Annotated in this window: 25 protein-coding genes; 13 read left to right on the top strand and 12 right to left on the bottom strand. The window is 71.5% G+C overall.

Annotated elements, in window-relative coordinates:
* Positions 1 to 51 precede the first annotated feature (51 nt).
* Together ACIA5D_RS05690 and ACIA5D_RS05685 are read left to right on the top strand one after the other, a co-directional pair.
* Positions 52 to 864, top strand: a complete 813-nt coding sequence (locus tag ACIA5D_RS05690) for a BTAD domain-containing putative transcriptional regulator (protein WP_396028679.1) — start codon at positions 52 to 54, stop codon at positions 862 to 864.
* A gap of 9 nt (positions 865 to 873) precedes the next feature.
* Entirely contained in the window at positions 874 to 1,077 is a 204-nt protein-coding gene (locus ACIA5D_RS05685; protein WP_396028678.1) for a hypothetical protein, read from the top strand.
* Between the two features lie 51 nt (positions 1,078 to 1,128).
* On the opposite strand, the gene ACIA5D_RS05680 is transcribed toward ACIA5D_RS05685, so the two are convergent.
* The gene (locus ACIA5D_RS05680; protein WP_396028677.1) at positions 1,129 to 1,548 is read right to left on the bottom strand and encodes a hypothetical protein; all 420 of its coding nucleotides are present in this window, start codon (positions 1,546 to 1,548) and stop codon (positions 1,129 to 1,131) included.
* A gap of 219 nt (positions 1,549 to 1,767) precedes the next feature.
* Between ACIA5D_RS05680 and ACIA5D_RS05675 the strand changes: the two genes are divergently transcribed.
* The 4 genes from ACIA5D_RS05675 to ACIA5D_RS05660 all read left to right on the top strand — a co-directional run bounded on the left by ACIA5D_RS05675 (position 1,768) and on the right by ACIA5D_RS05660 (position 7,678).
* Positions 1,768 to 2,337, top strand: a complete 570-nt coding sequence (locus ACIA5D_RS05675; protein ID WP_396028676.1) for an RNA polymerase sigma factor — start codon at positions 1,768 to 1,770, stop codon at positions 2,335 to 2,337.
* Between the two features lie 96 nt (positions 2,338 to 2,433).
* Entirely contained in the window at positions 2,434 to 5,373 is a 2,940-nt protein-coding gene (locus ACIA5D_RS05670) for an AfsR/SARP family transcriptional regulator (protein WP_396028675.1), read from the top strand.
* Between the two features lie 57 nt (positions 5,374 to 5,430).
* Positions 5,431 to 5,811 carry a hypothetical protein gene (locus tag ACIA5D_RS05665; RefSeq protein ID WP_396028674.1) on the top strand — a complete coding sequence of 127 codons (381 nt, stop codon included), beginning with the start codon at positions 5,431 to 5,433 and terminating at the stop codon, positions 5,809 to 5,811.
* A gap of 13 nt (positions 5,812 to 5,824) precedes the next feature.
* On the top strand, positions 5,825 to 7,678 hold the full coding sequence (locus ACIA5D_RS05660; protein WP_396028673.1) for a RiPP maturation radical SAM C-methyltransferase: 1,854 nt from the start codon (positions 5,825 to 5,827) through the stop codon (positions 7,676 to 7,678).
* Between the two features lie 34 nt (positions 7,679 to 7,712).
* Here the strand turns inward: ACIA5D_RS05660 and ACIA5D_RS05655 are convergent, their stop codons facing one another.
* Positions 7,713 to 9,359, bottom strand: a complete 1,647-nt coding sequence (locus ACIA5D_RS05655) for a S41 family peptidase (protein ID WP_396028672.1) — start codon at positions 9,357 to 9,359, stop codon at positions 7,713 to 7,715.
* A gap of 151 nt (positions 9,360 to 9,510) precedes the next feature.
* Here ACIA5D_RS05655 and ACIA5D_RS05650 point away from each other — a divergent pair, with 151 nt between their 5' ends.
* Together ACIA5D_RS05650 and ACIA5D_RS05645 are read left to right on the top strand one after the other, a co-directional pair.
* Positions 9,511 to 9,729, top strand: a complete 219-nt coding sequence (locus tag ACIA5D_RS05650) for a hypothetical protein (protein WP_396028671.1) — start codon at positions 9,511 to 9,513, stop codon at positions 9,727 to 9,729.
* 228 nt (positions 9,730 to 9,957) lie between these two features.
* Positions 9,958 to 10,398 (top strand): SRPBCC family protein, encoded by a 441-nt coding sequence (locus ACIA5D_RS05645; protein ID WP_396028670.1) that lies wholly within the window; start codon positions 9,958 to 9,960, stop codon positions 10,396 to 10,398.
* Between the two features lie 12 nt (positions 10,399 to 10,410).
* On the opposite strand, the gene ACIA5D_RS05640 is transcribed toward ACIA5D_RS05645, so the two are convergent.
* Positions 10,411 to 11,664: a VanW family protein gene (locus tag ACIA5D_RS05640; protein ID WP_396028669.1), complete on the bottom strand. Its 1,254-nt coding sequence runs from the start codon at positions 11,662 to 11,664 to the stop codon at positions 10,411 to 10,413.
* A gap of 45 nt (positions 11,665 to 11,709) precedes the next feature.
* Entirely contained in the window at positions 11,710 to 14,169 is a 2,460-nt protein-coding gene (locus ACIA5D_RS05635; RefSeq protein ID WP_396028668.1) for a GH36-type glycosyl hydrolase domain-containing protein, read from the bottom strand.
* A 139-nt stretch (positions 14,170 to 14,308) separates the two neighbouring features.
* Here ACIA5D_RS05635 and ACIA5D_RS05630 point away from each other — a divergent pair, with 139 nt between their 5' ends.
* The 3 genes from ACIA5D_RS05630 (at position 14,309) to ACIA5D_RS05620 (ending at position 17,478) form a co-directional block, all read left to right on the top strand.
* Complete coding sequence (locus ACIA5D_RS05630) at positions 14,309 to 15,454, top strand: winged helix-turn-helix domain-containing protein (protein WP_396028667.1); 1,146 nt, start codon at positions 14,309 to 14,311, stop codon at positions 15,452 to 15,454.
* 17 nt (positions 15,455 to 15,471) lie between these two features.
* Complete coding sequence (locus ACIA5D_RS05625; RefSeq protein ID WP_396028666.1) at positions 15,472 to 16,239, top strand: esterase/lipase family protein; 768 nt, start codon at positions 15,472 to 15,474, stop codon at positions 16,237 to 16,239.
* A 249-nt stretch (positions 16,240 to 16,488) separates the two neighbouring features.
* The gene (locus tag ACIA5D_RS05620; protein WP_396028665.1) at positions 16,489 to 17,478 is read left to right on the top strand and encodes a hypothetical protein; all 990 of its coding nucleotides are present in this window, start codon (positions 16,489 to 16,491) and stop codon (positions 17,476 to 17,478) included.
* 116 nt (positions 17,479 to 17,594) lie between these two features.
* On the opposite strand, the gene ACIA5D_RS05615 is transcribed toward ACIA5D_RS05620, so the two are convergent.
* From ACIA5D_RS05615 to ACIA5D_RS05590, 6 genes are all read right to left on the bottom strand, one after another.
* Complete coding sequence (locus ACIA5D_RS05615; protein ID WP_396028664.1) at positions 17,595 to 18,428, bottom strand: ABC transporter permease; 834 nt, start codon at positions 18,426 to 18,428, stop codon at positions 17,595 to 17,597.
* Complete coding sequence (locus tag ACIA5D_RS05610) at positions 18,425 to 19,327, bottom strand: ABC transporter ATP-binding protein (protein ID WP_396028663.1); 903 nt, start codon at positions 19,325 to 19,327, stop codon at positions 18,425 to 18,427. Before ACIA5D_RS05610 ends, ACIA5D_RS05615 begins: the two co-directional genes overlap by 4 nt.
* Positions 19,324 to 20,433 carry a hypothetical protein gene (locus tag ACIA5D_RS05605; protein WP_396028662.1) on the bottom strand — a complete coding sequence of 370 codons (1,110 nt, stop codon included), beginning with the start codon at positions 20,431 to 20,433 and terminating at the stop codon, positions 19,324 to 19,326. The genes ACIA5D_RS05610 and ACIA5D_RS05605 overlap by 4 nt, the downstream gene beginning before the upstream one ends.
* Positions 20,434 to 20,468: 35 nt before the next feature.
* Positions 20,469 to 21,698: a low temperature requirement protein A gene (locus tag ACIA5D_RS05600; RefSeq protein ID WP_396028661.1), complete on the bottom strand. Its 1,230-nt coding sequence runs from the start codon at positions 21,696 to 21,698 to the stop codon at positions 20,469 to 20,471.
* 274 nt (positions 21,699 to 21,972) lie between these two features.
* Positions 21,973 to 22,662: a hypothetical protein gene (locus ACIA5D_RS05595; RefSeq protein ID WP_396028660.1), complete on the bottom strand. Its 690-nt coding sequence runs from the start codon at positions 22,660 to 22,662 to the stop codon at positions 21,973 to 21,975.
* Complete coding sequence (locus ACIA5D_RS05590; protein ID WP_396028659.1) at positions 22,659 to 23,168, bottom strand: serine hydrolase; 510 nt, start codon at positions 23,166 to 23,168, stop codon at positions 22,659 to 22,661. The genes ACIA5D_RS05595 and ACIA5D_RS05590 overlap by 4 nt, the downstream gene beginning before the upstream one ends.
* Before the next feature lie 82 nt (positions 23,169 to 23,250).
* Between ACIA5D_RS05590 and ACIA5D_RS05585 the strand changes: the two genes are divergently transcribed.
* Positions 23,251 to 24,378 (top strand): PLP-dependent aminotransferase family protein, encoded by a 1,128-nt coding sequence (locus ACIA5D_RS05585; protein ID WP_396028658.1) that lies wholly within the window; start codon positions 23,251 to 23,253, stop codon positions 24,376 to 24,378.
* Between the two features lie 36 nt (positions 24,379 to 24,414).
* Here ACIA5D_RS05585 and ACIA5D_RS05580 read toward each other — a convergent pair whose 3' ends face one another.
* Positions 24,415 to 25,236, bottom strand: a complete 822-nt coding sequence (locus tag ACIA5D_RS05580) for a helix-turn-helix domain-containing protein (RefSeq protein ID WP_396028657.1) — start codon at positions 25,234 to 25,236, stop codon at positions 24,415 to 24,417.
* Between the two features lie 49 nt (positions 25,237 to 25,285).
* Between ACIA5D_RS05580 and ACIA5D_RS05575 the strand changes: the two genes are divergently transcribed.
* Positions 25,286 to 25,648, top strand: a complete 363-nt coding sequence (locus ACIA5D_RS05575; protein ID WP_396028656.1) for a nuclear transport factor 2 family protein — start codon at positions 25,286 to 25,288, stop codon at positions 25,646 to 25,648.
* A gap of 5 nt (positions 25,649 to 25,653) precedes the next feature.
* Here ACIA5D_RS05575 and ACIA5D_RS05570 read toward each other — a convergent pair whose 3' ends face one another.
* Entirely contained in the window at positions 25,654 to 26,232 is a 579-nt protein-coding gene (locus tag ACIA5D_RS05570) for a TetR/AcrR family transcriptional regulator (protein WP_396028655.1), read from the bottom strand.
* Positions 26,233 to 26,312 lie beyond the last annotated feature (80 nt).

The following is a 26,312-nucleotide window of genomic DNA, read 5'->3' as shown; positions in this document are numbered from 1 at the left end:
ATACGAGCCGGCATCTGTTACGGCAGGTTCGGGAGTCGAGAGGAGAGCCCAGTGACGACGACTGAGCACCCGACGGCCAGGTGTCGCGACCGGCCGGTGCTGGCCGCGTACTTCCTCGGCGCCTTCCGGGTGTCGATCGACGGCGTGCCGGTCGACACGAGCTCACGGCGGCGTGCCCGTCAGGTTCTCGCGTACCTGCTGGCCCACCGGCGGGCGCCGGTGCCGCGGGACGTCCTGATCGACGTGTTCTGGCCGGACGCCGGCCTGGCCGCCGGCCGGAACAACCTGCACGTCGCGCTCAGCTCGGTCCGCAAGGTGCTGCGCGCCGCACACCCCGCCGCGACCGTCGAGCGCCGCTTCGACACCTATCGCGTCGCGGACTCGGTGACGATCTGGACGGACGTGGACCAGATGAGCGAGATCCGCAACGGCCGGTTGCGGGCCGAGCGGCGCGGCGACGAGGACGAGGCGCTGCACGGCGAGGAGGCGGCCTGTCAGCTCTACGGCGGGGATTTCCTGGCCGACGAGCCGTACCTGGACTGGGCGGCGCCGATCCGCGAGGCCCTGCGACTCGAGGCGATCGAGATCCAGAGCGATCTCGTCGATCGGTACCTCGAGCGGGGAGCGTACGGGCCGGCGGCCGTGCTCGCCCGGCGCCCGGTGGCCCTCGATCCGTGCAACGAGACGGTGCATCGCCAGCTGATGTCCTGCTACGTCGCCGGTGGCCACCGGCATCTGGCGCTGTCGCAGTACCACCGGCTCGCCGAGCTGCTCTGGACCGGCCTGCGGATCCGGCCGTCGGCGGGCACGACCGCGTTGTTCGAGCGACTTCGCCGGCCGGAGTCCGGCAACCGGGCGGCGTAGAGTCTGCCCATGGGCACATACCATCAGCTCACGGGCGCCATCAGCCCCGGTGGCCTGCTGTTCACCTGCGAAGAAGACGACTGCGGCCGCCGCCTCGTCATCGACCGCGACCGCGGCGAGATGGTGGTGATCGACCACGGTGATCCGTTCGCCCTGCATCAAGGTGTGGTCGGCGGTGTAGAGATGTCCCCGCCGCGGGTCGTCCCCACCTGATCCCGGCGTCGCAAGTGGCGGTCCCGGGAAACGAGACCGCCACTCGAGGAATCAGCCGATGCGGAGAATCGGCCCCTCGACGACGGCCGCCACGTTGGTGATCTTGCCGAAGTTGTCGTGCGTCAGCACGGTGACCAGCTTGTACACGCCGCTGCGCGGCGGCGCCGGATTGTCCGGCAGGGTGCCCGCCTTCACGGTGGCGACCGCGGCGTAGTCGCGGCCACCGTTGAGCAGGACCTGCACGGCCGCGATCGCCCGCTCCGGGCCCTGCCCGATCGACTCTACGTACGCGGTCACCGTCCACTTGCCGCCGAGCAGGAGCGCCGACAGCTCGTCGATCCTCCACTCCGTCTCGACCGTGAAGTCCTTGCTCGCCTCGAGCACTGTCGACGGGGCGCCGTTGTTGTCCTTCACCACGGCCTGGAACTTGCCCGGGCCGAACAACTGGTTGGGGAACTGGATGGCAGCCATCTCTTCCTTTCCGCGACAGCGCGGTGCTGTCGTCCGTGGAGAGGATCGCCCGGGACTCTTGCACGAGTCATAGCCCGCGCGTAACCGGTGAGCCGGATCGGTTAAGCGCGCCGGCCACTGCCGGTTGGAGTGAGAGGTCCAGCGCGCGGTCCAGCGAGAGGTCCAAAGCCTGTCGCCATGCTGACGTCGTCCCATCGACGACAAACGGCAGGTGGCGTCATGAACGTATTGCCAATCCTGGTCGACCAGGCCGGCCACGGAGACGAAGACGCATGGACCGAGCTGGTCCGGCGGTACCACCCCATGCTGCGATCGATTGCGCGAGGAATGCGCCTCACGCCGGAGGAGGGCGCCGACGCGGCCCAGACCACCTGGCTCGAGCTGACCCGCAGCCTGAACCGGATCCGCGATCCGGACCGGCTGGGCAGCTGGCTGGCGACGACGATGCGGCACGAGTCCCTGCGCCTGCTGAGCCGCCGCCGGCGGGAACACCTGACGGACGACTGGTCGGGCATTCCCGAGCGGTCGGGCGGCAGCCTCGACGCGGAGATCGTCCGGATGGAACGCGACCGGCTGCTGTGGCAGGCGGTGGACGACCTCCCCGCGCATCAGCGCAGGCTGATCCGCCTGCTGTCGCGCGCCGCGAAACCGTCCTACCGGGAGATCGCGCGGACGATGGCGATGCCGGTCGGTAGCATCGGGCCGACGCGCGCGCGGGCTCTGCTGCGCCTGCGGGACCTTCTCGCCGAGCGCGGGATCAGTGCCGACAGCTTCGACCTGACGGCGTGACCGGCGCCGCCGGCCGTCAGTGGCCAACCGCACCCTGTCGTTCATCACGTACGCTCGGTTAGATTTGGCGCGTTCTCCCTGTAGGAGGAGGCGCGCATGGGCGGCACGCAGGAGCCGGCCGTTCGTTTCAAGCTGCTGGGCCCGCTCGTCGCCCGGCGTGCGGGCACCGACCTGAGTCTCGGGCCGGCGCAACAGCGCGTGATCCTGGCGGTTCTCCTGCTCCATGCCAACCGGCCCGTCGATCGCGACCGTCTCGTCACCGCGGTATGGGGCGAGGCGGCGCCGGCGTACGCGGTGAACCTGCTCCAGAAGCACATCTCGGCCCTGCGCCGGATCCTCGAGCCCGACCGTGACCCCCGCTCCCGCACGGGCCTCATCACCTGGATCGACGTCGGGTACCAGCTGAACATCGCGCCCGGCGGCCTCGACCTGCACGACTTCGAGGCCGCCGTGCGGCAGGCGCACCAGGCCCGGGCCGCGCACGACCTGCCCGCCACCGCCGAAGCGCTGCGGGCGGCACTGGCGCTGTGGCGGGGTCTCCCGTTCGCCGGACTGGGCAGCCCGCTGCTGGACACCGAACGCGACCGGCTGCTGGAGATGCGGGCCGACGTTCAGCAGGACCGCATCCACGCCGACCTCGAGCTGGGCCGGGACGCCAGCATCGTTGCCGAGCTGCGTCAGCTCGTCGCCGAGCATCCGCTGCGGGAACGACCGCACCGGCTGCTGATGCTGGCGTTGTACCGCGCCGGGCGGCAGGCCGACGCCCTGACCGCCTACCACGACGCCCGCCGTCACCTGCGCGAACAGCTCGGCGTCGAGCCGGGCCCGGAACTGGCCCATCTGCACCAGCAGATGCTCAAGGCCGACCCGGCGCTCGACCTGGCGATCGTGCGGGAGCCCGGGCGAAGCGCGCAGGCATCGACGGAACCGGCCGACGACGGTACGGCGCTGCGGCCACGACCGGCGCAGCTGCCGCACGGCACCGCCGATTTCGTGGGCCGCGCCAAGGCCCTCAGCCAGCTGAACGCGCTGCTCGGGGACGATGGAACCGCGGGCGGCCGGGCACTGGTGATCACGGCGATCTCCGGCACCGCCGGCGTCGGGAAGACCGCCCTGGCGGTGCACTGGTCGCATCAGATCCGCCGCCGCTTCCCCGACGGGCAGCTGTACGTGAACCTGCGCGGCTTCGATCCGAACGGCCCGCCGATGAACCCCGGCGAGGCGATCCGCGGCTTCCTCGACGCGCTCGGCGTCCCGGAGCACAAGATCCCCACGGGAATCGACAGCCAGTCCGGCCTCTACCGGAGCCTGCTCGCCGACCGCCGGGGGCTGATCCTGCTCGACAACGCCCACGACGCCGAGCAGGTCAGGCCGCTGCTTCCGGGCGCGCCGGGCTGCCTCGTGCTGATCACCAGCCGCAGCGACCTGCCCGGGCTGGTGGCCGCCGAGGGCGCGCGTCCGGTCGCGATCGACCTGCTCTCGGTCGACGAGGCGCGAGCCCTGCTGCGCCGGCGGCTCGGCGCCGCCCGGACCGAGGCGGAACCGCGCGAGCTGGACGAGATCATCGAGCTCTGCGCACGGCTGCCGCTCGCGCTCACGGTGGTCGCCGCGCGCGCCGCGTCGCACCCCCAGTTCTCGCTCCGCGACCTCGCCGAGGAGCTCCGCGAGTCGGCGAGCCGGCTGGACATCTTCGAGGAGGGCGACCGGGCCACCGACGTCCGCTGCGTCTTCTCCTGGTCCTACCACAAGCTCGGCGCCCGGGCGGCGCGCGTCTTCCGGCTGATGGGGCTGCAGGCCGGGCCGGAGATCACCACCCGGGCCACGGCCAGCCTGGCCGGCATAGCGCTCGACGAGGCGCGGCCGGCGCTCGTCGAGCTCGCCCGCACCCACCTGGTCACCGAGCGCGCGCCCGGCAGCTTCGTGCTCCACGACCTCCTGCGCGCGTACGCGACCGAGCTGGCCCACGCGCACGACCCGCCCGCCGAGCACGACGAGGCGCTCCGGCGGGTGCTGGACCACTACGTCCAGACGGGCTATCAGGCCCTTCGGCTGCTCAACCCCCACCACTACGACGCGATCACGGTGCCGTCGCCGCGGCCGGGGGTGACGCCCGAGCGCATCACCGGCATCCGCCAGGCGCGATCCTGGTTCACCGGCCAGTACCCCGTCCTGCTCGCCGCCCTGCGCCAGGGCTTCGACGGCGGGCTGACCGATGAGGTCTGGTACCTCACCTGCGTCCTGTGGCCCTTCCTCGAATATCACGGCCTCTGGCTGGAGTCGCAGACCGCGTTGCAGGCCGCTCACCTGTCGGCCGATCCGCGGCGATCGGCCCTGGCGCACCGGCTGCTGGGCCGGGCATACAGCAAGGCGGGCCGCTATGCCGAGGCCGACGGCCACCTCCGCCAGGCGCTCGAGCGCTACCGGATGCTCGACGACCTCGCCGGTCAGGCCGAGGCGTTCCGTGATCTCGCGTTGAAGCTCGACCGGCAGGAGTCGCACCGGGAGGCGCTCGCCGCGGCCGAGCAGTCGCTGCGCCTGTTCCGGGCGGCCGGGCACGCGATCGGCCAGGCCCGGGCCGAGAACGCGATCGGCTGGTTCCACAACAAGCTCGGCGACCACGAGACCGCGCTCGTGCACTGCCGGGAGGCGCTCGCCCTGCAGACCCGGCTCGGCGATCGGCCCGGGCAGGCGGAGACCCTCGACAGCCTCGGGTACATCTACCTGAAGCTGCGCGACTGGGCGAAGGCGCGGGTCAGTTACGAGCGGGCGCTGGAGCTCTACCACGAGTTCGACGACCGCTACGACGAGGCCGAGACGCTGGTGTCGCTGGGCGACACGCTGCAGGCCGCGGGATCCTCCGGTGAGGCGTACGCGGCCTGGCGGAAGGCGTTGTCGATCCTGGATCAGCTGCGGCAGCCGTACGCCGACCGCCTGCGCGCGAATCTCGAACGCAAGCTCGGCGGCGACGGCGGCGCGGTGTCGGCCTTTGGCGCAGCGCTTGACGAGGCCCGGCCCGGCGCTGCAAGTTCGCTGTGAAGGCCTCGCATCGGCTCCGCGGACGGCATCGATCGACCTGGAGGGATCATGGCACAGATGACGCGGGTAGAGATCAACCGCGCTGACATCAAGCGGCTGGGCAACAAGCTCATGGGGCTTCAGCACTTGCTCACCCCCAGGGAGCGCGCGATTCTCTGGAGCGCGCTGGGCGTGGCCGCCGACGCCCTGAGCGAAGCCGAGTCCGGACACGGTCAGACCACGAAGGTGCGGTCGCTCGGCCGCAACGAGACGGCGTTTGTCGAGGTGGACGGCTCGCTGACCGCCGCCGACCTGGATGCGGATTTTCCCGACATGCTCGCCCGGTCGTTCCATCCGGGGAGGCAGCCGCAGGACGGCCAAGGCCAGGACGGCGGGGGCAACCAGGGGAAGATCGGCGGCCTCGTCGGGAGCGTCTCGCTCCCCTCGGACCAGAACTGACGGTGAACCGCCCGTGCTCTCGCGGCGCGCGGACCTCACCGTAACCCTCGTCTCGATGCCGTTCGTCAGCGTTCAAGGCCCCTCCCTCCAGCTCGGGCTGCTCGCCGCGATCGGCTCGGCGCACGGGTTCCCGGTCCGCACCCTGCACGCCGGCCTCGACCTCGCCGCGCGCCTCGGCACCGGCCTCTACGAGGAGCTCGCCCACATGCGCGGCCGGCTGGTGGGCGACTGGTTGTTCTCGGTCGAGGCCTTCGGCGACGCGGCGCCGGATCTCGACGGCCGGTTGCTCGACGACTTCGCCGCCGACCTCGGCTACCTCGAGCCGGTGACCGGCGGCGTCCGCGATCGCCTGCTGGCCGTACGCCGGACCGACATCCCGGCCTACCTGGACGAGCTCGCCGATCTCGACGTGTGGGCCGGCACCCGCGTCGTGGGGCTCACCTCGACGTTCCAGCAGACCGTGGCCTCGCTGGCACTGGCGCGCCGGCTGAAGCGCCGGCACCCGCGCATCGTCACCGTCTTCGGCGGCGCCAACTTCGAAGGCGAGATGGGCCCCGAGCTGGTCCGCGCGTTCCCCGACATCGACTTCGCCGTGGTGGGCGAGGGCGACCACGCCTTTCCCGCACTCCTGCAAGCGCTCGCCGACGGCGGCGACGCCGCGGCGGTACCCGGCGTGGCGGCCCGCCGGAACGGCGAAGTGCGCCTGACGGAGCCCGCGCCGCCCACGCGACAACTCGACGACCTCCCGACGCCGGAGTACGCGGAGTACTTCGATCGGGCCGAGGCGCTCGGGCTGCTCGAGCCCACGAGCCATCGCACCGTCTCGTTGCCGTTCGAATCGGCGCGCGGATGCTGGTGGGGCGCCCGCCACCACTGCACGTTCTGCGGCCTCAACGGCACGACCATGGCGTTCCGCAGCAAGTCGCCCGGCCGGGTGCTCGACGAGCTGGCCGACCTCGCGCGACGTCATCGCACGTTCCGCTTCGAGGCCGTGGACAACATCGTCGACTCGCACTACCTGACGACGCTTTTCCCGGCCATCGTGGCCAGCGGCGCCGACTACGAGCTCTTCTACGAGATGAAGGCCAACCTCGGCCGCGAGCAGCTCCGGCTTCTCGCCCAGGCCGGGGTGACCCACATCCAGCCCGGGATCGAGTCGCTCGACTCGGGCGTTCTGGCGCTCATGGACAAGGGCGTGCGGGCCCTGCAGAACGTCAACGTGTTGCGCTGGGCGCTCTACTACGGGATGAAGGTGTCCTGGAACATCCTCTGGGGATTCCCGGCCGAGACCGCCGCGCAGTACGCGAGCCAGGCCGCGACCGTGCCGCATCTCGTCCATCTTCCACCCCCGTCCTACACCGGGCCGATCTGGATGGAGCGCTTCAGCCCCCTGTTCACCGGGGCGCACGTGCGGATCAAGAAACCCGAGGCCAGCTATCGGTACGTCTATCCCGGCGACGTCGACCTGAACCGGGTCGCGTACTTCTTCGACTACGCGACGCACGACGCCCTGCCGGCCGGCACGTACGACGCCCTGGCCAAGGCCGTCGCCGCCTGGTCCGAGGCCTGGGCCGAGCCGGCCCGGCCCGTGCTGAAGTACTGGTCGGCGCCGGGCATCCTGCAGATCTACGACGGTCGGCACCCGGGCGGCGAGGGCACCTACACCCTTTCCGGCACGAGTGCCCGGGTCTATCTCGCCACCTCCGATCGTCCGACCACGGCCGCCGCGGTACGCCGGCGACTGGGCCTGGCCGAGCCGGCCGCCGTGATCGAGGACATGCTCCGCGCGTTCGCCGATCGCGGACTGATGGTGCTGGACGACACCTACGCGCTGGCGCTCGCCATTCCCGCCACGAGAGGCCGGTGAGCACCCGCCTCCCGTGGCCGCACGACGTTCTCGCTCAGCTCGGCTGCGGGCCCCTGAGCAATTCGATGGCGCGGCCGATCAGATCGGCGTTGTACTCCAGTAGGTCCCGGCGCGTGAGCTTGTGCCTCTCGTCCGCCCGGACACCGAAGTCTTCCAGCGGCTGGCCGGCGAGATTCCCCACGCGCAGGCTGCGGCGCAGCGCCACGCTGAACTGCGCGTCGTTGGGCAGTGCGGTGAAGGGCCCGTCCGGCCACGCCTCCCGCAAGTCCCGGTGGGTCCAGACGTTCGCCCCGCCGGCCCCGGTGGTGTCGTCGGTTCCCAGCACCCAGCCAAGCTTGTTGTCCTGGAAGCCGGCCGCGAACATGTCCGTCGCGCTGTAGCACAGCGCGTCCGTGACCAGGACCACCGGCGCGTTGTAGATCTGGCCGGAGGAATTGACTTCGTCCTGCGTCCAGAGGGCGATGCCGTCGGAGTACGGCGCCGCGGCCTGGATCGACTCTTGGATCGACTCCACCCACGGATGGAGCCCTGCGACGTTCCGGCAGAGATCCAGGGTGACTTCGGAACTGATGAGCTGCATGGGCTCGGGATGGATTTCTCGGGGGGTGAAGAATCGCAGCAGGAACTCGGCCGCATTGATGTATCCGCCGCCGTTGCCCCGCACGTCGATGATCAGCCCGTTCTCCGGCAGGAGCCCTACCAGCCGTTGCACCTCCTCGAAGAAGGCGTCCACCTGTTCGTCCTTCATGTAGAAGGAGTAGATCCGCAGGTAGCCGTAGTCGCCGTCCGGCGTGGGCACGCGGCGGGCCCGCACCTCGCGGGCCCGGAAGCTGAGGATCTCGCCGGGCATCGGGGCGCCGTCGAACAATTGCTTCTTCACCTGACGGACCGCCTCGGTACGAACGTCGAGCCCGACCGTCTGGGCCAGGAGAGGATTCTCGTCCTGGGCTCCGAGGGGAGCGCCGACGGCTATGTCGATGCCCGGCGCCAGCTCGTCGAGCTGATCCTGCCGCAGAACCCGCCAGGGGAGACGAACCGGGCGGCGGACACCGCCGACGAGGTGGACGAGATCGACCCAGTCCTCGCCCGGCACCGGGGACACGGCGAGCTTGCGCATGGTCATCCGCTCCATGCCGCGCGCTCGGCGCGCCGCGGGGTTGCTGCCCGGCTCACGCTCGCCGTTGCGGATCACGGCCTCCGCGATGGGCACGCCGTTCCATTCGACGACCTCGGAGCCGCGTTCCAGGCCGGTGTCGCCGGTGATCTTGTCGTAGACCTTCGACACCATCCAGTGCGGATTGTTGTCATTCTCGAGGAAGTACTGCTCGAGCAGAATGCCGAGGAACGCGACCGGCCCAAGATACGGCGTGGGCAGAATGTAGATCGTGTGCAGATCGCGCAGCTCGACGAAGGTCTGCAACAGCTCCGCGTGGAACTCCGCATCGGTCATCTCCGCCGCCCGGGACCGTAGCAGCCGCAGCCGCGCCTGGGGATCGATCCGGTATATCTCCCGCTTTTGCCTGAGGTGCACATAGATCCGGTCGATGAGGAGCAGCGCTTGGTCCACGAGCGCTATCCGGTCCACCGGCGGAAGGTTGTCTCCCTGGATCAGTTTGCGAAACGCCGCGATCTCGTTCGCCGCCCCGCCAGGTACGGCGGGCTCGTTGGGGTCGTCCGACATCAGTGTCTCCGTCCGCCTCGAATGCTGCGTTCGATCAGAGGGAGGGGTGAACGGCTTCCCGTGATACATCGCCCGGATGTATCACCCGCCGCCGGCCGGCCTCAGATCCATCGTCTCGTGCCGGAACTCAGCAACGGCGGAAGGAAAGGTCATGACGAACTCCGGGCAGTACCTCAAGGCGATCTGGGCGGCCTTCGCCAGCGGCGCCATCGCGTTCCTGTCGGCTCTGCTCACCGCGCTGCAGGGCGAGCACACCGGCTGGGACACGATCACCCCTGGTCAATGGTGCACCGCGCTGCTCGCCTTCTTCATCGGCGCCCTGGGCGCCGGCGGCGTCGCGTTTCGGGTGCCGAACCGGCCGGCCCCCTAGGGAGCAGATGTGCCGGGGCCCTCGCTGGCCCCGGCATCCAACCTCAGCCGCCGGGCCGAGGGGCGAGGATCTGGGGCCAGTCGGTGTCGGCCGCGGTGGGCGCCTCGTCGTGCAGAGCGGCGATGGCGGCCTGGATCTGGTAGGCCCCCACTGGCACGGCGCCGAGCGTACGCGTGAGGAGATGCCCCCGCGAGGGATTCTCCTCGTCTTCCGGGCCGGGGCGCGCCGGTGAAGGATGTGGTGGTGGCCGTCGACGTGCTGACCGAGATCGTGATCGATCGTCCCTGCGCGGAAGTGGCGGCGTACGCGGCCGACCCTTCGAACGCGCCGCAGTGGTACGTCAACATCGAGTCGGTGGTGCAGCGCTCGCCCTCGCAGGTCGATTTCGTGGCGCGATTCCTCGGGCGGCGGCTGGCCTACACCTACGAGGTGGTGGAGCTGGTGCCGGGCGAGCGGCTGGTGATGCGCACCGCGCAGGGGCCTTTCCCGATGGAGACCACCTACACCTGGGAATCGGTGGCCGCCGGCCGTACCCGGATGACCCTGCGCAACCGGGGCGAGCCCGCCGGCTTCGCGAAGGTGACCGCGCCGGTGATGGCGGCGTCGATCCGCCGCGCCAACCAGAAGGACCTGGCGAATCTCAAACGCCTCCTGGAAGAGCGGCGCTGAGCAGGCTGCCGATCAGTCCAGGCCGTCGTACCGCCAGCGCAGCGTCGCCGTGCCGGTCTTGCGGCCGTCGTCGTAGACGGTGCGGGTCACCCGGATGCTGAAGCCGCCGTCGGCGCCCACCGGGTTGCGCGGGCCGGTGACCGAGACGACCCGGCGCTCGCCGGTGTGGCCGTACAGGCCGACCGTGACCGAGGTGCCGGTGGTCTTCGCGCGGATCACCACCGGCGCGCCGGTGTCGTTGCGGAAGACGTTGTCGATGTTGCCCCAGTCGAGCGTCGCCTCGCGGCCCGGCGGGTAGCGCGAGATGTACTTGCTGTGCGGCTGATGCTGGAGGCTCGGCAGCCCGGCGAACCAGACGGCGTTGAACAACGTGGTCGAGAACTGCGAGACTCCCCCGCCGAGTTGGTCTTCCAATTCGCCGTCGACGATCGCGGGCGCGGGCACGAAGCCCTTGTCGCGGGTGCGCTCGCCGACCTTCTCGTTGAGCGAGAAGGTCGCGCCGGGCGCGACGACCGTGCCGTCGACGATCTTCGCGATCAGGTGGATGTTGGTCACCCGGGGCGCGCAGCAGGGGTGGTACGTGGTGAACGTGCCGATCAGCTGGTCGACGCCGGCCAGGTTCGCCGGTGCGGTGCCGGGCGCCGCCGCGGTGCTCGGCACCGACGCCTCGCCGAGGCCCGACCGGACCGCGGCCTCGACCGCGGAGGCCGCCGGCGCCGGGTCGACGGTCCAGCCGGCGGTGCCGGCGGTGCGGGTGACGCCCGCCGCGGAGGCGGTGTACGAGGTGTCGCCCTTGGCCTCCAGCCGGGGCGACGGGGCTGCCAGCTTCACCACGGTGTCGGTCGCCGCCTGCCGATGCGCGGCCAGCGCGGAACGCAGCTTCGCGGAGTCCACAGCCAGGACCGCGGGCAGGGCAGCCGCCGATCCGGCGAGCCCCGCCCGCACCGTGGCATCGGCGTCGAGCGCGATTCCCGCGGCCGCCGCGTCGAGGACGAAGGTCCGGGCAGCGCCGGTGACCCGTACGGTGATCGGCTGTTCCACCCGCGCGCGTACCGACGACTCGACCGCGGCCCGTAGCGCGCGCTCGTCGAGGCCGCCGACCGCGACGCCGGCGATCGTCCGCCCGGCCGGAACCAGCGGCGACCGCCGGGCCATCACGACCACGGCGACCACCGCCGCCACGACGATCAGCACCAGCACGGCCGAGATCAAGATCCACAGGCGGGTGTACCAGGGACGCTTGACCTCGTACACCGCGCCGACCATGACAGAGATCGTGAAGGATCCCCGCGTTCCGCACAGCGGTGACGATCACACCCCCGGCGATCCGATGACGGCCTCCACCCGCACCACCGTCCCGGGCGCCGCGGGCGGCGCGACCGAGCCGTCCACCCGCTCCCCGTTCACGAGCAGGGCCCCGACCCGCCCGGTCGCCCCGGCCGCCTTGCGTACCGTGATCTCGTAGGTGGCGCCGCGGAAGACCCGGGTGGCCCGGAAGCCGGTCCACTCCGCCGGCAGCACCGGGTCGACGCGCAGCCCGGTGAGCTCCGGGCGGATGCCGAGGATCCACTGGCTGATCGCGACGAAGTTCCACGCCGCGGTGCCGCTGAGCCACGAGTTCTTCGCCTCGCCGTGGGTCGGCGCGTCCCGGCCGGCGATCATCTGGGCGTACACGTACGGCTCGCACCGGTGCAGCTCGCTGATCTCCTCCCGGACCGACGGGTTGATCCGCCGGTAGTAGTCGAAGGCGACGTCGCCGTTGCCCACCATCGCCTCGGCGATCATGATCCACGGGTTGGTGTGGCAGAAGATGCCGGCGTTCTCCTTGTAGCCGGGCGGGTAGGACGAGATCTCGCCCAGCTCGATCCGGTAACTCGAGTACGCGGGCTGCTGCAGGACGATGCCGTGCGGGGTGGCCAGCCGCTCGGCCACGCTGCGCAGCGCCCGCACGGCCAGCCCGTCGTCGATGCCGACCCCGCCGAGCACGCACATCCCCTGCGGCTCGATGAAGATCTGTCCCTCGTCGTTCTCGCTCGAGCCGATCGGGTGGCCGTAGAAGTCGTACGCCCGGCGGAACCAGCCGCCGTCCCAGCCGTGCTCGATGATGACGGCGGTCATCTTCTCGGCGGCGGCCCGGTACTCGGTCGTCTCCCCGTCCAGCCCACGCAGCTCGGCGATCGCGGCCAACTCCTTGGCGGCCAGCACGAACTGCCCGGCGATGAAGACCGATTCGGCCGCGCCGCCGCTGGCGTTCTCGGTGGTCTGGAACGGCTCGCCCGGCGTGTCGGAGAAACAGTTGAGGTTGAGACAGTCGTTCCAGTCGGCCCGCCCGATCAGCGGCAGGCCGTGCGGGCCGAGCCGCTCCTGGGTGTAGCGCAACGAGCGACGCAGATGCTCGTACAGCGGCACCTCGCTGCCGGGCACGTTGTCGAAGGTGACCGGCTCGTCCAGGATCGACTCGTCCCCGGTCTCCTTCAGGTACGCCGAGACGCCGAGGATCAGCCACAGCGGGTCGTCGTTGAAGCCCTGGCCGATGTCGTTGTTCCCCCGCTTGGTCAGCGGCTGGTACTGGTGGTACGCCCCGCCGGTCGTCATCTGGGTGGCCGCGATGTCCAGGATCCGTTCCCGGGCGCGCTGCGGGATCATGTGCACGAAGCCCAGCAGATCCTGGTTGGAGTCGCGGAACCCCATGCCCCGGCCGATCCCCGACTCGTAGAACGACGCCGACCGGCTCATGTTGAAGGTCACCATGCACTGGTACGCGTTCCAGATGTTGACCATCCGGTCGGTGTCCGCGTCCGGCGTCGTCACCTGCAGGCCGCCGAGCAGCCGGTCCCAGTACGCGCCGAGCGCCGCGAACCCGTCGGCCACCGTCGAGGGCCGCAGCCAGCGCTCGATGACCGGGCGCACGTACCGCTTGTTGAGCGTCTGCGATCCGCGCGGGTCGAACTTCTCGTCGCGCGGGTTCTCGGCGTACCCGAGCACGAAGACGACCTCGCGGCTCTCGCCCGGCGCCAGGGCGAGCCGTACGTGGTGGCTGCCGATCGGCGCCCAGCCGTGCGCGATGGAGTCGCCCGAGGCGCCGCGCTCGACCGCCGCCGGCTGGTCCCAGCCGCGGTAGGCGCCGAGGAAGGCGTCGCGCTGGGTGTCGAACCCGGCGAGCGGTTCCGAGCAGGCGAAGTACGCGAAATGGTCGCGCCGCTCCCGATACTCGGTCTTGTGGTAGATCACCCCGTCGGCCACCTCGACCTGGCCGGTGGAGAAGTTGCGCTGGAAGTTCGTCGCGTCGTCCTGCGCGTCCCACAGGCAGAACTCCACCGAGGAGAACAGCGAGAGGTCGGCCGGGGTGTCGCGCTCGTTGGTGACCCGGACGCGCCACACCTCGAGGGTCTCGCCGAGCGGCACGAAGTAGAGCGTCTCGGCCCGGATCCCGCCGCGGGCGGAGGCGATCCGGGTGTACGACAGGCCGTGCCGGCACTCGTACTCGTCCAGATCGCTGCGGGTCGGTTGCCACGACGGGGACCAGAAATCACCGGTGGCGTCGTCGCGCACGTACACGTAGCGGCCGCCGACGTCGAACGGGGCGTTGTTGTAGCGGTAGCGGGTGAGCCGGCGCAGCCGGGCGTCACGGTAGAACGAATATCCGCCGGCGGTGTTGGAGACGATGCCGAAGTACGCGTCGGTGCCCAGGTAGTTGATCCAGGGCAGCGGCGTGTCCGGCCGGTCGATGACGTACTCACGCCGCTCGTCGTCGAAGTGTCCGTAGCGCACAGGTCCTCCCGGCTCTATTTGGGAGCGCTCCCAAATGCGAGCGCAGACGTCCCTGTCGCGCTCGGTTCGTCAGGACATGCTATGTGTGATGCCGCTCACCCGCGACCCTCCCGGGGTGGGGAGTTACGGTCGGAGATCCATGACAACTCGTGGCGTGACAGTGCCGGCCGACGCGGCCCGGCGTATCTGGCTGCATGCCCAGCGGCTCGACGTCGCCGAGCCGTTCGGGCACGGCCCGCGGAGCACGCTCGCCGCGATCGAGCATCTCGGCTACGTGCAGATCGACTCGATCAACGTGATCGAGCGCGCCCACCACCACATCCTGTTCAGCCGGATCCCCGGTTACCGGCGGGCCGATCTCCACCGGGCTCAGACCGTCGACAAGACGGTCTTCGAGACGTGGACGCACGCGCTCTCCTACGTGCCGGTCGGCGACTACAAATACTTCGTCCCGGCGATGCGCAGCTTGCGCACCGGGCCGTGGCTGCCCTGGAACAAAGGGATCACGGCCGACGACGTACGCGTCGCGGTGAAGCGCATCCGGGACCACGGCCCGCTGAAGATCAGCGACATCAAGGACGACGTGCTCGTGGAGAAGGACTGGGCGTGGGCCAGCCGCAAGCCCTCGAAGCGGGCCCTGGACATCGCGTGCACCTGGGGCCTGATCACGGTCAGCGAGCGCACCGGCATCATCAAGACCTTCGAGCTGACCGAGCGTCAATTCGGCTGGGAGAAAAAGCCGCGGGCGGCCACCGAGAAGCAGGTCATCGCGTACGGCCTCGATCGCGCCCTGCGCGCGCAGGGCCTGGTCAGCGTCGCCTCCGTCGTCCACCGCGAGACGAAGGCCAAGGCCGCGGTCCGCGAGCTCATCGAGCAACGCGTACGCCGCCGCGAGCTCGTGCCCGTGACCGTCGGCGACGTGGAGCACTGGGCCACTCCGGAGACCCTCGACACGGTCCCCCGGCCCGTCCCGGGAACCGTGCACCTGCTCTCCCCCTTCGACCCGCTGGTCATCCAGCGCAAGCGCCTCGAGCTGTTCTTCGGGTACACCCACCTGTTCGAGGCGTACGTGCCCAGACAGAAGCGCGTCTTCGGGTACTTCGCGCTGCCCGTACTCGTGAATGACGAGATCGTGGCGGTCATCGACCTCAAGACCGACCGCTCCGCCGGTGCGATGCTGATCCAGCAGTGGACGTGGGTGGGCAACGGCCGCGAGAGCACCCATCGGCAGCCGATCGAGGACGCCCTGGCCCGGTTCGAGCAGTTCCAGCTGAACCGCGCCTGACCCGGCATGATGGAGTGGTGTCACCCCGGCGGCGGTTCCTGCTTCTCGGCGTCGCCGCCGTCGTGGTCGTCGCGCTGGTGGTCGTGCTCGGCGCGCGGCTGCTGAACGGCGGAGGCGACGGCGTTCGCCCCGATCAGGCGCGGCCCGGCACCGTGCTGCTGGTCCCCGGCTACGGCGGCAGCCGCACCGCCCTGACCAGGCTCGCCGACCGCCTCGCCGCCGAGGGCCGCACCACCGACGTGCTGACCCTGCCCGGCGACGGCACCGGCGACCTGCTGGCGCAGGCCGACACCCTCGACGCGGCCGTCCGCGACGCGCTGCGCGACGGCTCCCCGTCGGTCGACGTGATCGGCTATTCGGCCGGCGGCGTGGTGACCCGGCTCTGGGTCGACCGGCACGACGGCGCCGAGGTGGCCCGGCGGATCGTCACGCTCGGGTCGCCGCTGCACGGCGCGACGATCGCCGGTCAGGGCGCCGCGCTGGCGCCGGATGCCTGCCCGCAGGCCTGCCGCGAGCTCGCCCCCGGCAGCGACCTGCTGGACAGCATCGACGGCCCGCTGCCGGACGGCCTGCCCTGGCTGTCGATCTGGACCGAGAACGACGAGACGGTGCAGCCACCCGACTCGGCCCGCCTGGACGGCGCGGTCAACCTGTCGCTGCAGAGCATCTGCCCGTCGGCGCGGGTGGCGCACGGCGACCTGCCCACCGACCCGGCCGTGACCGCGCTGGTGCTGAACGCCCTCGGCACCGACCCCTTGACCCGGCCGACGAGCTGTCCGGGTTAGACACCTTCTGTCGGTCGCCGGTCGTGGACAGCTTTGTCATCCCGCCAGGGCTTTGAGTGCGGCTGGTACGGCGCGATGGTGGCCGGGCGGGATGCCATCGCGCGGCGCGGCCGACGCGGGTGAGGCTGTCCCAGCAATTCCGGATATCACCATTGTTGACCGTGACGCCGGGTGAGAATGGCATGATCTAAAACGGTTCTGGACTTACCGCCGAATTCTCTGAGGTGGGATAATTCTGGGGTGCGACAGATGGAGTTCTTCACCAAATCCCAGCTAGCGCAAATGCGTGATCCCACCCGGTCTCGCCGCTATTCTCTGGCGCGTGAAGTGTTCCGCCGCGAACATGCCCGGCAGCGCGCGTGGGGCCTCGTCGAGCGGCACGCGCGCAAGCTGCGCCGCCTGCACGGCGGCGACGACGGTTCACCACTGACGGCAGCCGAGCGTCGGCTCTGGTCCGGCCGCCCGGGCACGCCCACGCCGCCAACGGCACCGACCGCCCGCACCAGCCAAGACCTCGACTCACCAGCACGCCCGGCGGGCAACCAGATCAGGCAGCCCACCCCGGCGGTGCCCGCCCCGGCCGAGCACGTCACGCAGCCCGCACCCACCGAACAGGCCACGCCCGCCGCGGCCGAGCACGTCACGCAGCCCGCACCGACCGAACAGGCCGCATCGGCCACGGCCGAGCGGATGGCCTCCGCCGGCCAGAAACCGAATCTCTCGGCGAACAGGCGGGTCACAGCTCGGCCGCGCCGGGTCGTTGCGGAACAACCGCGGCTCGGCCTCGTGCGCTCGCCGGCCAAGACCGCACACCACCCGACCGGCGGCGCCGACCATATTTCGGCCGCCGCGCACGCCATTCCGTCAACGGTGTTCCGCACCATTCTTCCGCAACGGCAAACACCATTAAAGCGCCTCCACCGACGACGGCAAACACCGATCGCATCGGCGTGTGACAGGCCGGGCGAAATCGACGCCGACCACAGCCGAGACACGCGCAGCCCACCGCGCCCGGCACATCAAGCCCGGCACACCGCACGCCCCACCCGCATATCGCGCCCGGCACACCGCACGCCCCGCATTCCGCACACCCCACCTCGCATACCTCGCCGCCACAGTCGACGCACAGCGCTGCCGGCGCCCGCCGTGGCGAGACCTGGCGGCCGCCATGGCCCGGGGCGTCGATGGGCGCGGCCCGCCACCGCCGGGCCGACCCGTCGGTGCGCCGGCAGTCGATGAGGGCAGCCAACGGTGATGAGTACCGCACCGTGGCCGAGGCATCAGACGCCGGCGCAGGCCCCCGGCGGGGCCATCACAGCCAAAGCCCGCTCAAACAGGCCCCCATCCCAAGGTGTTCAGACGGAGATGTCCTTGGTGAGGAAGTTGGCCCAGGCCGCGCCGAGCAGCACCACCAGATACACCAGCTGGATGCCGGCGCCGCGCTCGATGTCGCGCCACAGCACCGGCTCGCGGAAGAAGTCGATCCAGGCCAGCCAGTAGCGGGTCGGCAGGTAGGGCCGGATCGCCGCCGCCGCGTCCAGCGTCACCAGCACCTGGCTGGTGACCAGCACGGCCAGGGCGCCCATCGCGGCGCCGAGCGCCGAGTCGGTGACGGTGGAGAGGAACAGCGCGATCGCGGCCACCCCGAGCATCGAGATCACGATGTAGGCCACCGTGCCGAGCAGCCGCAGGACCAGACCGGCCGGGCTGATGGTGACGCCGGACAGCGAGGTCACGTCGGCCGGCAAGGCGACTCCCGCCGCGCTCGTGTCCACCCCGAAGAGCGCAAGGCCCGTCACGTACGAGGTGAGCAGCACCGCCATGATCGCGAACAACACGAACGTGATCAGCGAGATCAGCTTGGCGACCAGCAGCCGGGTGCGGCCGACGGGGCGGATCAGCAGGTAGCGCAGCGTGCCCGCGGCCGCCTCGCCCGCCACCGCGTCGCCGGCCAGCACCGCCACCGACACCGGCAGGAAGACCGGCAGCACCAGCGCCATCGCGGCGGCCGGGTAGAGCGAGCCGTTGCTCAGCACCGCGGACAGGAACGCGCCGCCCTGACCGGGCGGTGGCGGGATCCGGGTGGTGGCCAGGAAGACGGCCACGATGAGCGGCAGGGCGCAGAGCAGACTCGCGATCACGTACGTCCGGGGGCGCCGGAACAGCTTCGCGAGCTCGACCCGGATCATGCGACCCGGTCCGAACTGGTCGTGGTCGCGTCGAGGACGATCTGTTCCAGGGTTCGCCGCTCGACCGCGAGCGCGGTGACCGTCACCCCGGCCGCGGTCAGCTCCGCGTTCAACCGGCCCGGGTCGTCGTGGCGCACGGTCAAGGTCTCGCCGGATGAGGCTTCGACGCGACCGTCCAGCAGGGCCCGCGCCTTGTCCGGCGTCGGCGTGCCGACGGTGACCCGTCCGGTGGGCGCGCGCAGATCGTCCAGGTCGTCCTGCAGCACCAGGCGGCCGCGGTCCATCACGCCGACCCGGGTGCAGAGCGCGTCGATCTCGGCGAGCAGGTGGCTGGAGAGGAACACCGTGGCGCCGTCGGCGTTCAGCTCGGCGAGCAGGTCGCGGATCTCCCGGATGCCGCGCGGGTCGAGCCCGTTGGTCGGCTCGTCGAGGATCAGCAGTCGCGGTTTGCGCAGCAGCGCGCCGGCCAGCCCGAGCCGCTGCCGCATGCCCAGCGAGTAGGCCCGTACCGGCCGCCGGTCGATGCCGGCCAGACCGACCCGTTCCAAGGCTTCGTCGATCCGCTTGCGGCGGCCCCGTCGCGAGGCGCCGGGCCCGGCCGCGTCGAACAGCGTCAGGTTCGTGCGCCCGGACATGTTCGGGTACGCGCCCGGGCCCTCGACCAGGGCGCCGATCGAGGGCAGCACCTCGTGGACCCGTTTGGGCACCGGCCGCCCGAGCACCTCGATCTCGCCGCGCGTCGCGAAGACCAGACCGAGCAGCATGCGTACGAGGGTGGTCTTGCCGGAGCCGTTCGGGCCGAGCAGGCCGTACCGATCGCCTTCGCGCACTTCGAGGTCGACGCCGTCGACCGCGACGGTGCGACCGAAGCGCTTGGTCAGATCGCGGGTGGTGATCATCCGGTGACCTCGGCCAGGCCGACGGCGACCCGCTGCATCATTGCCGTCCCGACCAGACCGGCGACCAGGAACGTACGGTTGCCGGCCCGCACGGCGAGCACGCTGAGCAAGCCCGTCGCGATCACGGCGGCGTCGGCCCCTTCGATCTTCTGCCCGTACGTCTCGATCTGCTGATACGCGGGCGCGCCGAAGCGCCCGGGCAGCGCGGCCACCACCACCGAGCTCAAGCCGGTCCCGTAGACCCCGGCCGCGGACAGGCCGGCGACGGCGTCGCGGCGCGGAAGCCCGGCCAGCGTGTCCGGCAGCGACACCGGCCGCCGCCGGTTGATCGCGCTGAGGATGTCCGGCGCCGAGGTGGTCGTGTAGCCGATGCCCGGCCGCGGCGCCGGCGGGGTCAGCACCGCGGCGTCCGGAGCGCCGAAGTGGAGTTCCAGGAAACGGGTGACGAAGACCGGCCGGACCCCGCCCTTCGCGGTGACCTCGGCCTGCACCGGCAGCCCGCTTTCCGGGTCGGCCCAGATGTCCACGTGGGCCACGGTGGTGTCGGCGCCGGCCGGGATCAGCCGCAGACCGGCCGCCTCGACGCCGGCGACCCGCTTGCCGCCCAGCGGCTCGATCCGGTCGCCGGCGGCCGCGCCCAGCACGCGCCGGACGAGCTCGGGCGGGGTGAGGTCGGCGGCCCGGGGCAGGCGCACCGGCTGCTCGCCGTCGATCCGGGTGAGCCGGTTGTCGCCGAAATCCCAGACGAACTGCGCCTGCGGGGTCTGGTAGAGGTCGCGCTCGGTGCCCTCGCCGAGGACGTCGACCCGCCAGCGGTCGGGCGCGGCGTACCACGTACGCATCTCGGTGGTCCCGCTGACCAGGGCGGTGACCTGCGCCAGGTTGGGCAGCGAGGGCAGCCCGAGCAGGCCGGTGCTCTGCGCGTACCCGTGAAAGGCCTGCGCACCGGAGGCCGCGATGCGGGCCCGCAGCGTCGCGGGCTCGACGCCGGACGCCCGGGCGGGCCAGACCGCGATCGTCACCGGAACAGCGGCCAGCACGACGACGAGCCCCAGCACGAGGGCCCACCGGCGCAGGCCGTGCGCGGTGACGACGGTGCGGACCATAGGCCAGCAAACGTACCCGCGTCACCTGGCAACGCTCAGGTGCGCGCGGTGCGGATCTCGCCGGCGCGATGCTGGGCGACCCCGGTGGCCACCCCGGCCACCAGGATCACCGCGAGCAGGGCGAGCAGCACCGGCGGGCGGAGGTCCAGCAGGGCCACGCCGAGGGCGACGGGTACGCCGAGACCGGGCCACACCAGCGCCGCGCGGACCTGCCGGGACAGCCCCGCCTGGATCACCGTGGCGCTGGCCAGGTACCCCGAGACGCCGGCGGCCAGCACCGCCCGTGTGCCGGCCGACAGATGGTCGTCGGCGCCGTGCAGGATGGCGTGCTCCATGCCCACCGCTACCGCGGCCAGGCTGATAGCGACCGGGAGATGCGCGTACACGTAGAAGTCGTGCACGCCCTGGCGGGTCCGGTCGTGGCCCTCCTCGAGCAGGCGGCGTTTCGCCGCGCCGCCGGACAGGTCGAAGTACGACCACCAGAGCGCGGCGGTGGCCACGAACGCGAGCGCCGCGGTCAGGGTGACGCCGCCTTTCCAGCCGCCCTCGTGCACGCCGATCACCGCGGCCGCCACCGATTCGCCGAGCACCAGGATGACGAACAGGCCGAAGCGTTCCGGCAGATGCTCCATGTGCAGCGGAATCGCGTCCTTTTGCCGGGCGGCGAGGGTGGGGCCGAGCAGGTCCACCGCGACGCCCACGCCCCAGAGGACGTACCGCCCGGGCGCCGGCACGGCCAGCGAGGTCAGCCAGAAGACGGCGCCGAAGGCGTGGCCGAGCAGGTACGGCCGCACCGTCGGCCGGGCGTCCGGCAGGTGGCGCCAGGCCCGTAGGTAGCCCGCCACCAGGACGAGCCGCAGCAGCACGTACGCCAGCGCGAACCACCGGCTCTCCGCCCCACCGATCCGGCTGAGCGAGGCGGCCATGGCGATCACCGCGCCCATGCCGGTCAGGGTGAGCAGCCGGAACACCGCGTCGTCGGTGTCGAACCGGTTCGCGTACAGGGTCGTGCTGGCCCAGGCCCACCAGCCCACCACCAGCACGGCGGCGAAGGTCAGCCCGCCGAGCCAGGACTCGTTCTTGGCCAGCACGTCGGCGCACCGCGCGACGAACAGCACGAAGGCGAGGTCGAAGAAGAGCTCCAGCCGGGTCGCCGACCGGTTCGACTCCTGGTTGACGTCCGGCGGCCGGACGATCTCGCGCTCCTCCCGGTCCTCCTGGTCGAGCTCGGCCATCTCCCGCGGCGTGGCGCCCTGCTCTGGCATGACCTCAACAGTGCCCACCCGGGCGGCGAATGATGTCGGCCACCCGGCACGCGCATCTCCGCGGGCACGTCACGCATCGATAATGACCGCGTGCGCCAGGTGCTGTGTCCTGTGCTCGTCGGGCGGGAGGGCTCGCCTCGATCCTCGGGTCCGATGGGTGCCGGGCGACGCGGCCGCGCGGCCTTTCGCCGACCACAGCTTCGATCTGGCCGGCCACCTCGACGAGAACGGCTCCAGTTCCCGGCCGAGACTCATGTCTTCACCGCACGTTGATCTACCACGGCGCCGCGGCCAGCCGCTCGCGGCAGATCCGGCGGTCCTCGGGGTCGGCGACCGCTTCGATGGCGCGGATCGCCTCGGCCCTGAGCCCGGCCGCGCCGGGGTCGCCGGACCGGGACGCCACCCGGGCGCGTGCCTCGGCGGCGAACGCCCGGTCCCAGTCGGCGAACGCCGCCGGGTGCGCGTCGATCAGCTCGGCGTACCGGGAAGCGTGCCGGGCGGCCACCTCGAGAAGGCCGATGGCGACCGCCACGCTGGCGATCATGTATTCGCCGCGGCCGTGATTGGCCACGGTGCCCGCCTGCATCCAGTGATACGTGGAGGCGTACGCCGCGTACAGCGCACGCTCGCGCTCGATCTGCGGGCTGTCGTCGGAGAGGCCTGCGTTCAGCACATCCCAGGTGCCGTTGTTCAACTCGACGCCGAACCAGCGGTGCAGGTCGTTGCCGCCGCTCTGCTGGGCGACGACCGCCGCGACGAGGTCGCGCCAGCCCGGGAAGTCGTGCTCCCGCGCGATCACCAGCTGGGCGTCCCGCAACGAGATCTCGCCGTCCGCCTCCGGATGCACGGCCCGGACCCGCGCCGCGGCGGCCGGATTGCCACCGGCGTACGCGCGGCGCAACTCCTTGGCCTGCGCTCGCAGCTGGCTGGTGTCCGCGTGATCGGGCAGCTTCCTGACGTTCATGGTCTCTCCATCGTCACCCGGGCCCGCTGCGAACCGGGCGCGATCGGACGACGCGCATGGATACGCACAATGGTGAGAAATCCAGGTGCACTCGGTGCTTGCCGCGGACGGGAGGCGCCCTGGTACGCGCTGCCGATCAAGATACACGGCTCATGGCTCCTCGCGCGGCACCGCCCGGGTGTTGTAGAGGTAGCGGCCGTTCCCGAGGAAGGCGATCTGCGGCCGAGGCGCACGAGCCTCCGGCAGGTAGCGGCGAACCGGCTCGTCCAGGCCGACCAGCCCTCGTCGACGAGCTGCATGACCAGCGACGCCGTCCAGACCTTGGTGACCGATCCGATCTGGAACACGGCGTCCGGGGTGGCCTCGACCCCACTGTTGCGGTTGACCACCCCGGTGGCCGCCTCGGCCAGCTCACCGCCCGCCCCGACGGCGACCCCCGCCCCCGGCACGCCATGCCGCTCGGCGGCCCGATCGATCCGTTCCTGCCGGTCCGGCAGCAGCGTCATATCGACGACCGTACGCGGCTGATGAGTCATTCTTCAGCAACGGAATCCTCCCCGCACGGGCCATACCTGGTACGGAGTCCTGATGATCCAGTTCGAGCACCGACCCGGCATCCTCGACCTGAGTTGGGGGCATCCGCGCCCCGGCCTGCTGCCCGTCGAGGAGTGGGCCGCGGCCACCGCCACCGCGGCCCGCGAATTCGGCTGGCGGCAACTGACGTACGGATATCCCACCGGCCCCGCCCCGCTGCTGGAGTGGCTGACCGCCCACCTGAACGCCATCGAGGACGGCGGCGCCGAGGCCCGGCAGCTGTTCGTCACCGCGGGCGCCTCACACGGCATGGCGCTGGCCGCATCGCTGCTCGCCGGGCCGGGCGACGTGATCCTGGTCGACTCCCCCACCTACCACCTGGCGTTCCGCATCCTCGCCGACACCGGCGCCACCCTGCTGCGGGCCCCCGCCGACGCGGACGGCGTCGACCCCGCCGCCCTGGCCGGCCTGCTCGCCACGTTGCGCGCCGAGGGCCGCCGCGTCCCGCTGCTCTACCTGGTGCCGACGTTCGCCAACCCGACCGGCCGGAGCCTGCCCCTCGACCGGCGGCGTGACCTGGTCTCACTCGCCCAGCGCAGCGGCCTCACGCTGCTGGAGGACGACACGTACCGCGAGCTGACCTACGACGGCGAGGCGCCGCCCTCGCTGTGGCGCCTGTCCGGCGGTGAGGGCGTCGTCCGGCTCGGCTCCTTCGCCAAGACGGTCGCGCCCGGCCTGCGCCTGGGCTGGATCAACGCCGCCCCCGCGCTGATCGCCCGCCTGGCCACGCTGGGCTATGTGCACAGCGGCGGCGGCGTCAACCACGCGGTCGCCACCACCATGTCCTGCTTCGGCGCGTCCGGCGCCTACGACCGGCACGTAGCCACGGTCCGCGCCGAGTACCGCACGCAGCGGGACGCCCTGGTGGCGGCCCTGCGGCCACACCTGCCGGTCGCCGCGCCGGCGGGTGGCTGGTTCCTGTGGGCCGCGCTGCCGCCCGGCCTCAGCGCAACCCGGCTCCTGCCGGAGGCCGAGCGGCGAGGCACATCGTTCGCTCCCGGCCCGCTCTTCTACGCCGACGGCAACGGCGGCGAGGACCGCATCCGGCTCAGCTTCTCCCACCTCACCCCCGCCCACCTGACCACCGCCGCGAACCGGCTCGGCGCGGCCCTCGCCCCGTAAGTGGGCGCTTGCCCACTTCAAGTGGGCAAGCGCCCACTACAGCGAGGACCACCCTGAAGGCCCGGCACCAGCGGCGTCCTCCCCGGCGATGCGGAACATGCGAGCGGTCTCGTCGTCGGCCGGCAGATACGCCTCGACGGCAATGTCGTCGAGCGCGACGCCGAAGGCCGCGCCGAAGGTGGTGACCGTGCTGAGCAGCCTCAGCTCGGCGCCCGCGTGGTCGAGGCGGATCGTGAGGGCGATGTCGGCCGGGTCGGGTGCCGGGGCCGGCGCGTCCGAGCCGTAGGACACCATCTCGGCGTGCAGGGCGGCCAGCTCCGGGTCGCCGCTGTTGTCCGCCTGGCGGGCGAGCCGGGGCAGCAGGTGGGCGCGCACCTCGTCCAGGTTGCGGATCCGGGCGGCCAGGCCCCGCGGGTGCAGGCCCAGCCGCATCATGTTGACCGGCGGGCGCAGCAGCTCTTCGGCGACGCCGTCGAGGAACACGGCCAGGCCCGAGTTCGCCAGCACGATGTTCCACCGGCGATCCACGGCCGCCGCCGGGAACGGCTCGTGCGCTCGCAGGATCCGGGACAGCGCGTCGCGTACCCGCCCGAAGGAAGGCTCTTCCCCCGCGGAATGCCGGAAGGCGGGCGCGTGCCCGGCCGCGACCAGCAGACGGTTGCGATCGCCCAGCGGAACCGCCAGGTGCTCGGCCAGCAGCAGCACCATGGCGCTGCTCGGAACGGTGCGGCCGGTCTCGACGAAGCTGACGTGCCGGGCCGAGACACCGGCCCGCAGCGCCAGCTCGAGCTGGCTCAGGTTGCGCGACCGCCGCCAGCGGCGCAGCAGGTCACCGAACGTCTCCGGCACGCTCCCCATTACATCCCATGTAATCGACACGGCCAGGCGGCGCTGCCACGGTGACGGCATGACGAGCAACAAGGAACTGGCCCTGTACGGCTTCCGCGAGTTCGCAGCGGGCAACACCGGCGTGCTGCGCACCCTGCTGCGGGAGGACTTCATCGAGCACAGCCCGGGCAACCCGTCGGGACGCGACGCCTTCATCGACTTCATCGCGACCGCGCCCGTCGCCGGGGCGGAGCTCGAGCTCAAGCGGGTGGTCGCCGAGGGCGACCTCGTCGTGATGCACTACTTCATGCGTACGGCGGAAGACGAGCGCGGCGTGGCGGTCGTGGACATCTGGCGGTTCACGGACGGGCAGATCGCCGAGCACTGGGACGTGGTCCAGCCCGTCCCCGCCGCGGCCGAGACACCGCAAGGCATGTTCTGATCGGGTCAGCCCAGCGACGCGCTGGCCGCCCGCAGTTCGTCGAGGGCGGCCAGCGCGTGCTGCGCGAGATCGTCCGCGGCGTCACGGTCGCCTTCGGACCAGGCCGCGTAGCCGCGCTTGAAGGCCAGGACGCCCAGCTCGCCCGCGAGGGCCGCGGTCGGCCCGGCCACACCCCGGTCGATGAGGGCGGCGGTCATCGCGGCCGCGAGGCCGACGCTCTTGAGGGCGTCGCGCTCCTGCAGCTCGGCGCTGGCGGCGACGGCCGCCTTGAGGCGGGGGCCGAGCTCCCGGTTCCAGGGGCCCATGGCGCTCGACGCGCGCTCGAGACCGGCCGCGACCGCCTCGAGCGGAGTGGCGCCGGCGGGCGCCTCGCCGATCCCCTCGGTCAGCAGCTTGCTCAGCACCTCTTGCCCGGCCGCCAGCAGCTCGCGCTTGTCGGCGAAGTGCCGGAAGAAAGTGCTCTTGGTGACCCCGGCCCGCTCCGCGATCTGGGTGACCGTGGTGGCGTCGTAACCCTGCTCGGTGAACAGGTCGACGGCGGCGACGACGAGTCGTTCGCGCGCTCCTGGTTCCCACCGTGCCATGGTTGCCATCATAGGTGATGGGACTCTTGTCCCGTCGCGGTGTAGCGTGTGACGGGACAAGAGTCCCATCACTTGCGGGA

The sequence above is a fragment of the Actinoplanes sp. NPDC051513 genome, from assembly GCF_044454685.1.
In the GTDB taxonomy this organism is placed as follows: domain Bacteria; phylum Actinomycetota; class Actinomycetes; order Mycobacteriales; family Micromonosporaceae; genus Actinoplanes.
This window is presented reverse-complemented; position numbering and strand designations above follow the sequence as displayed.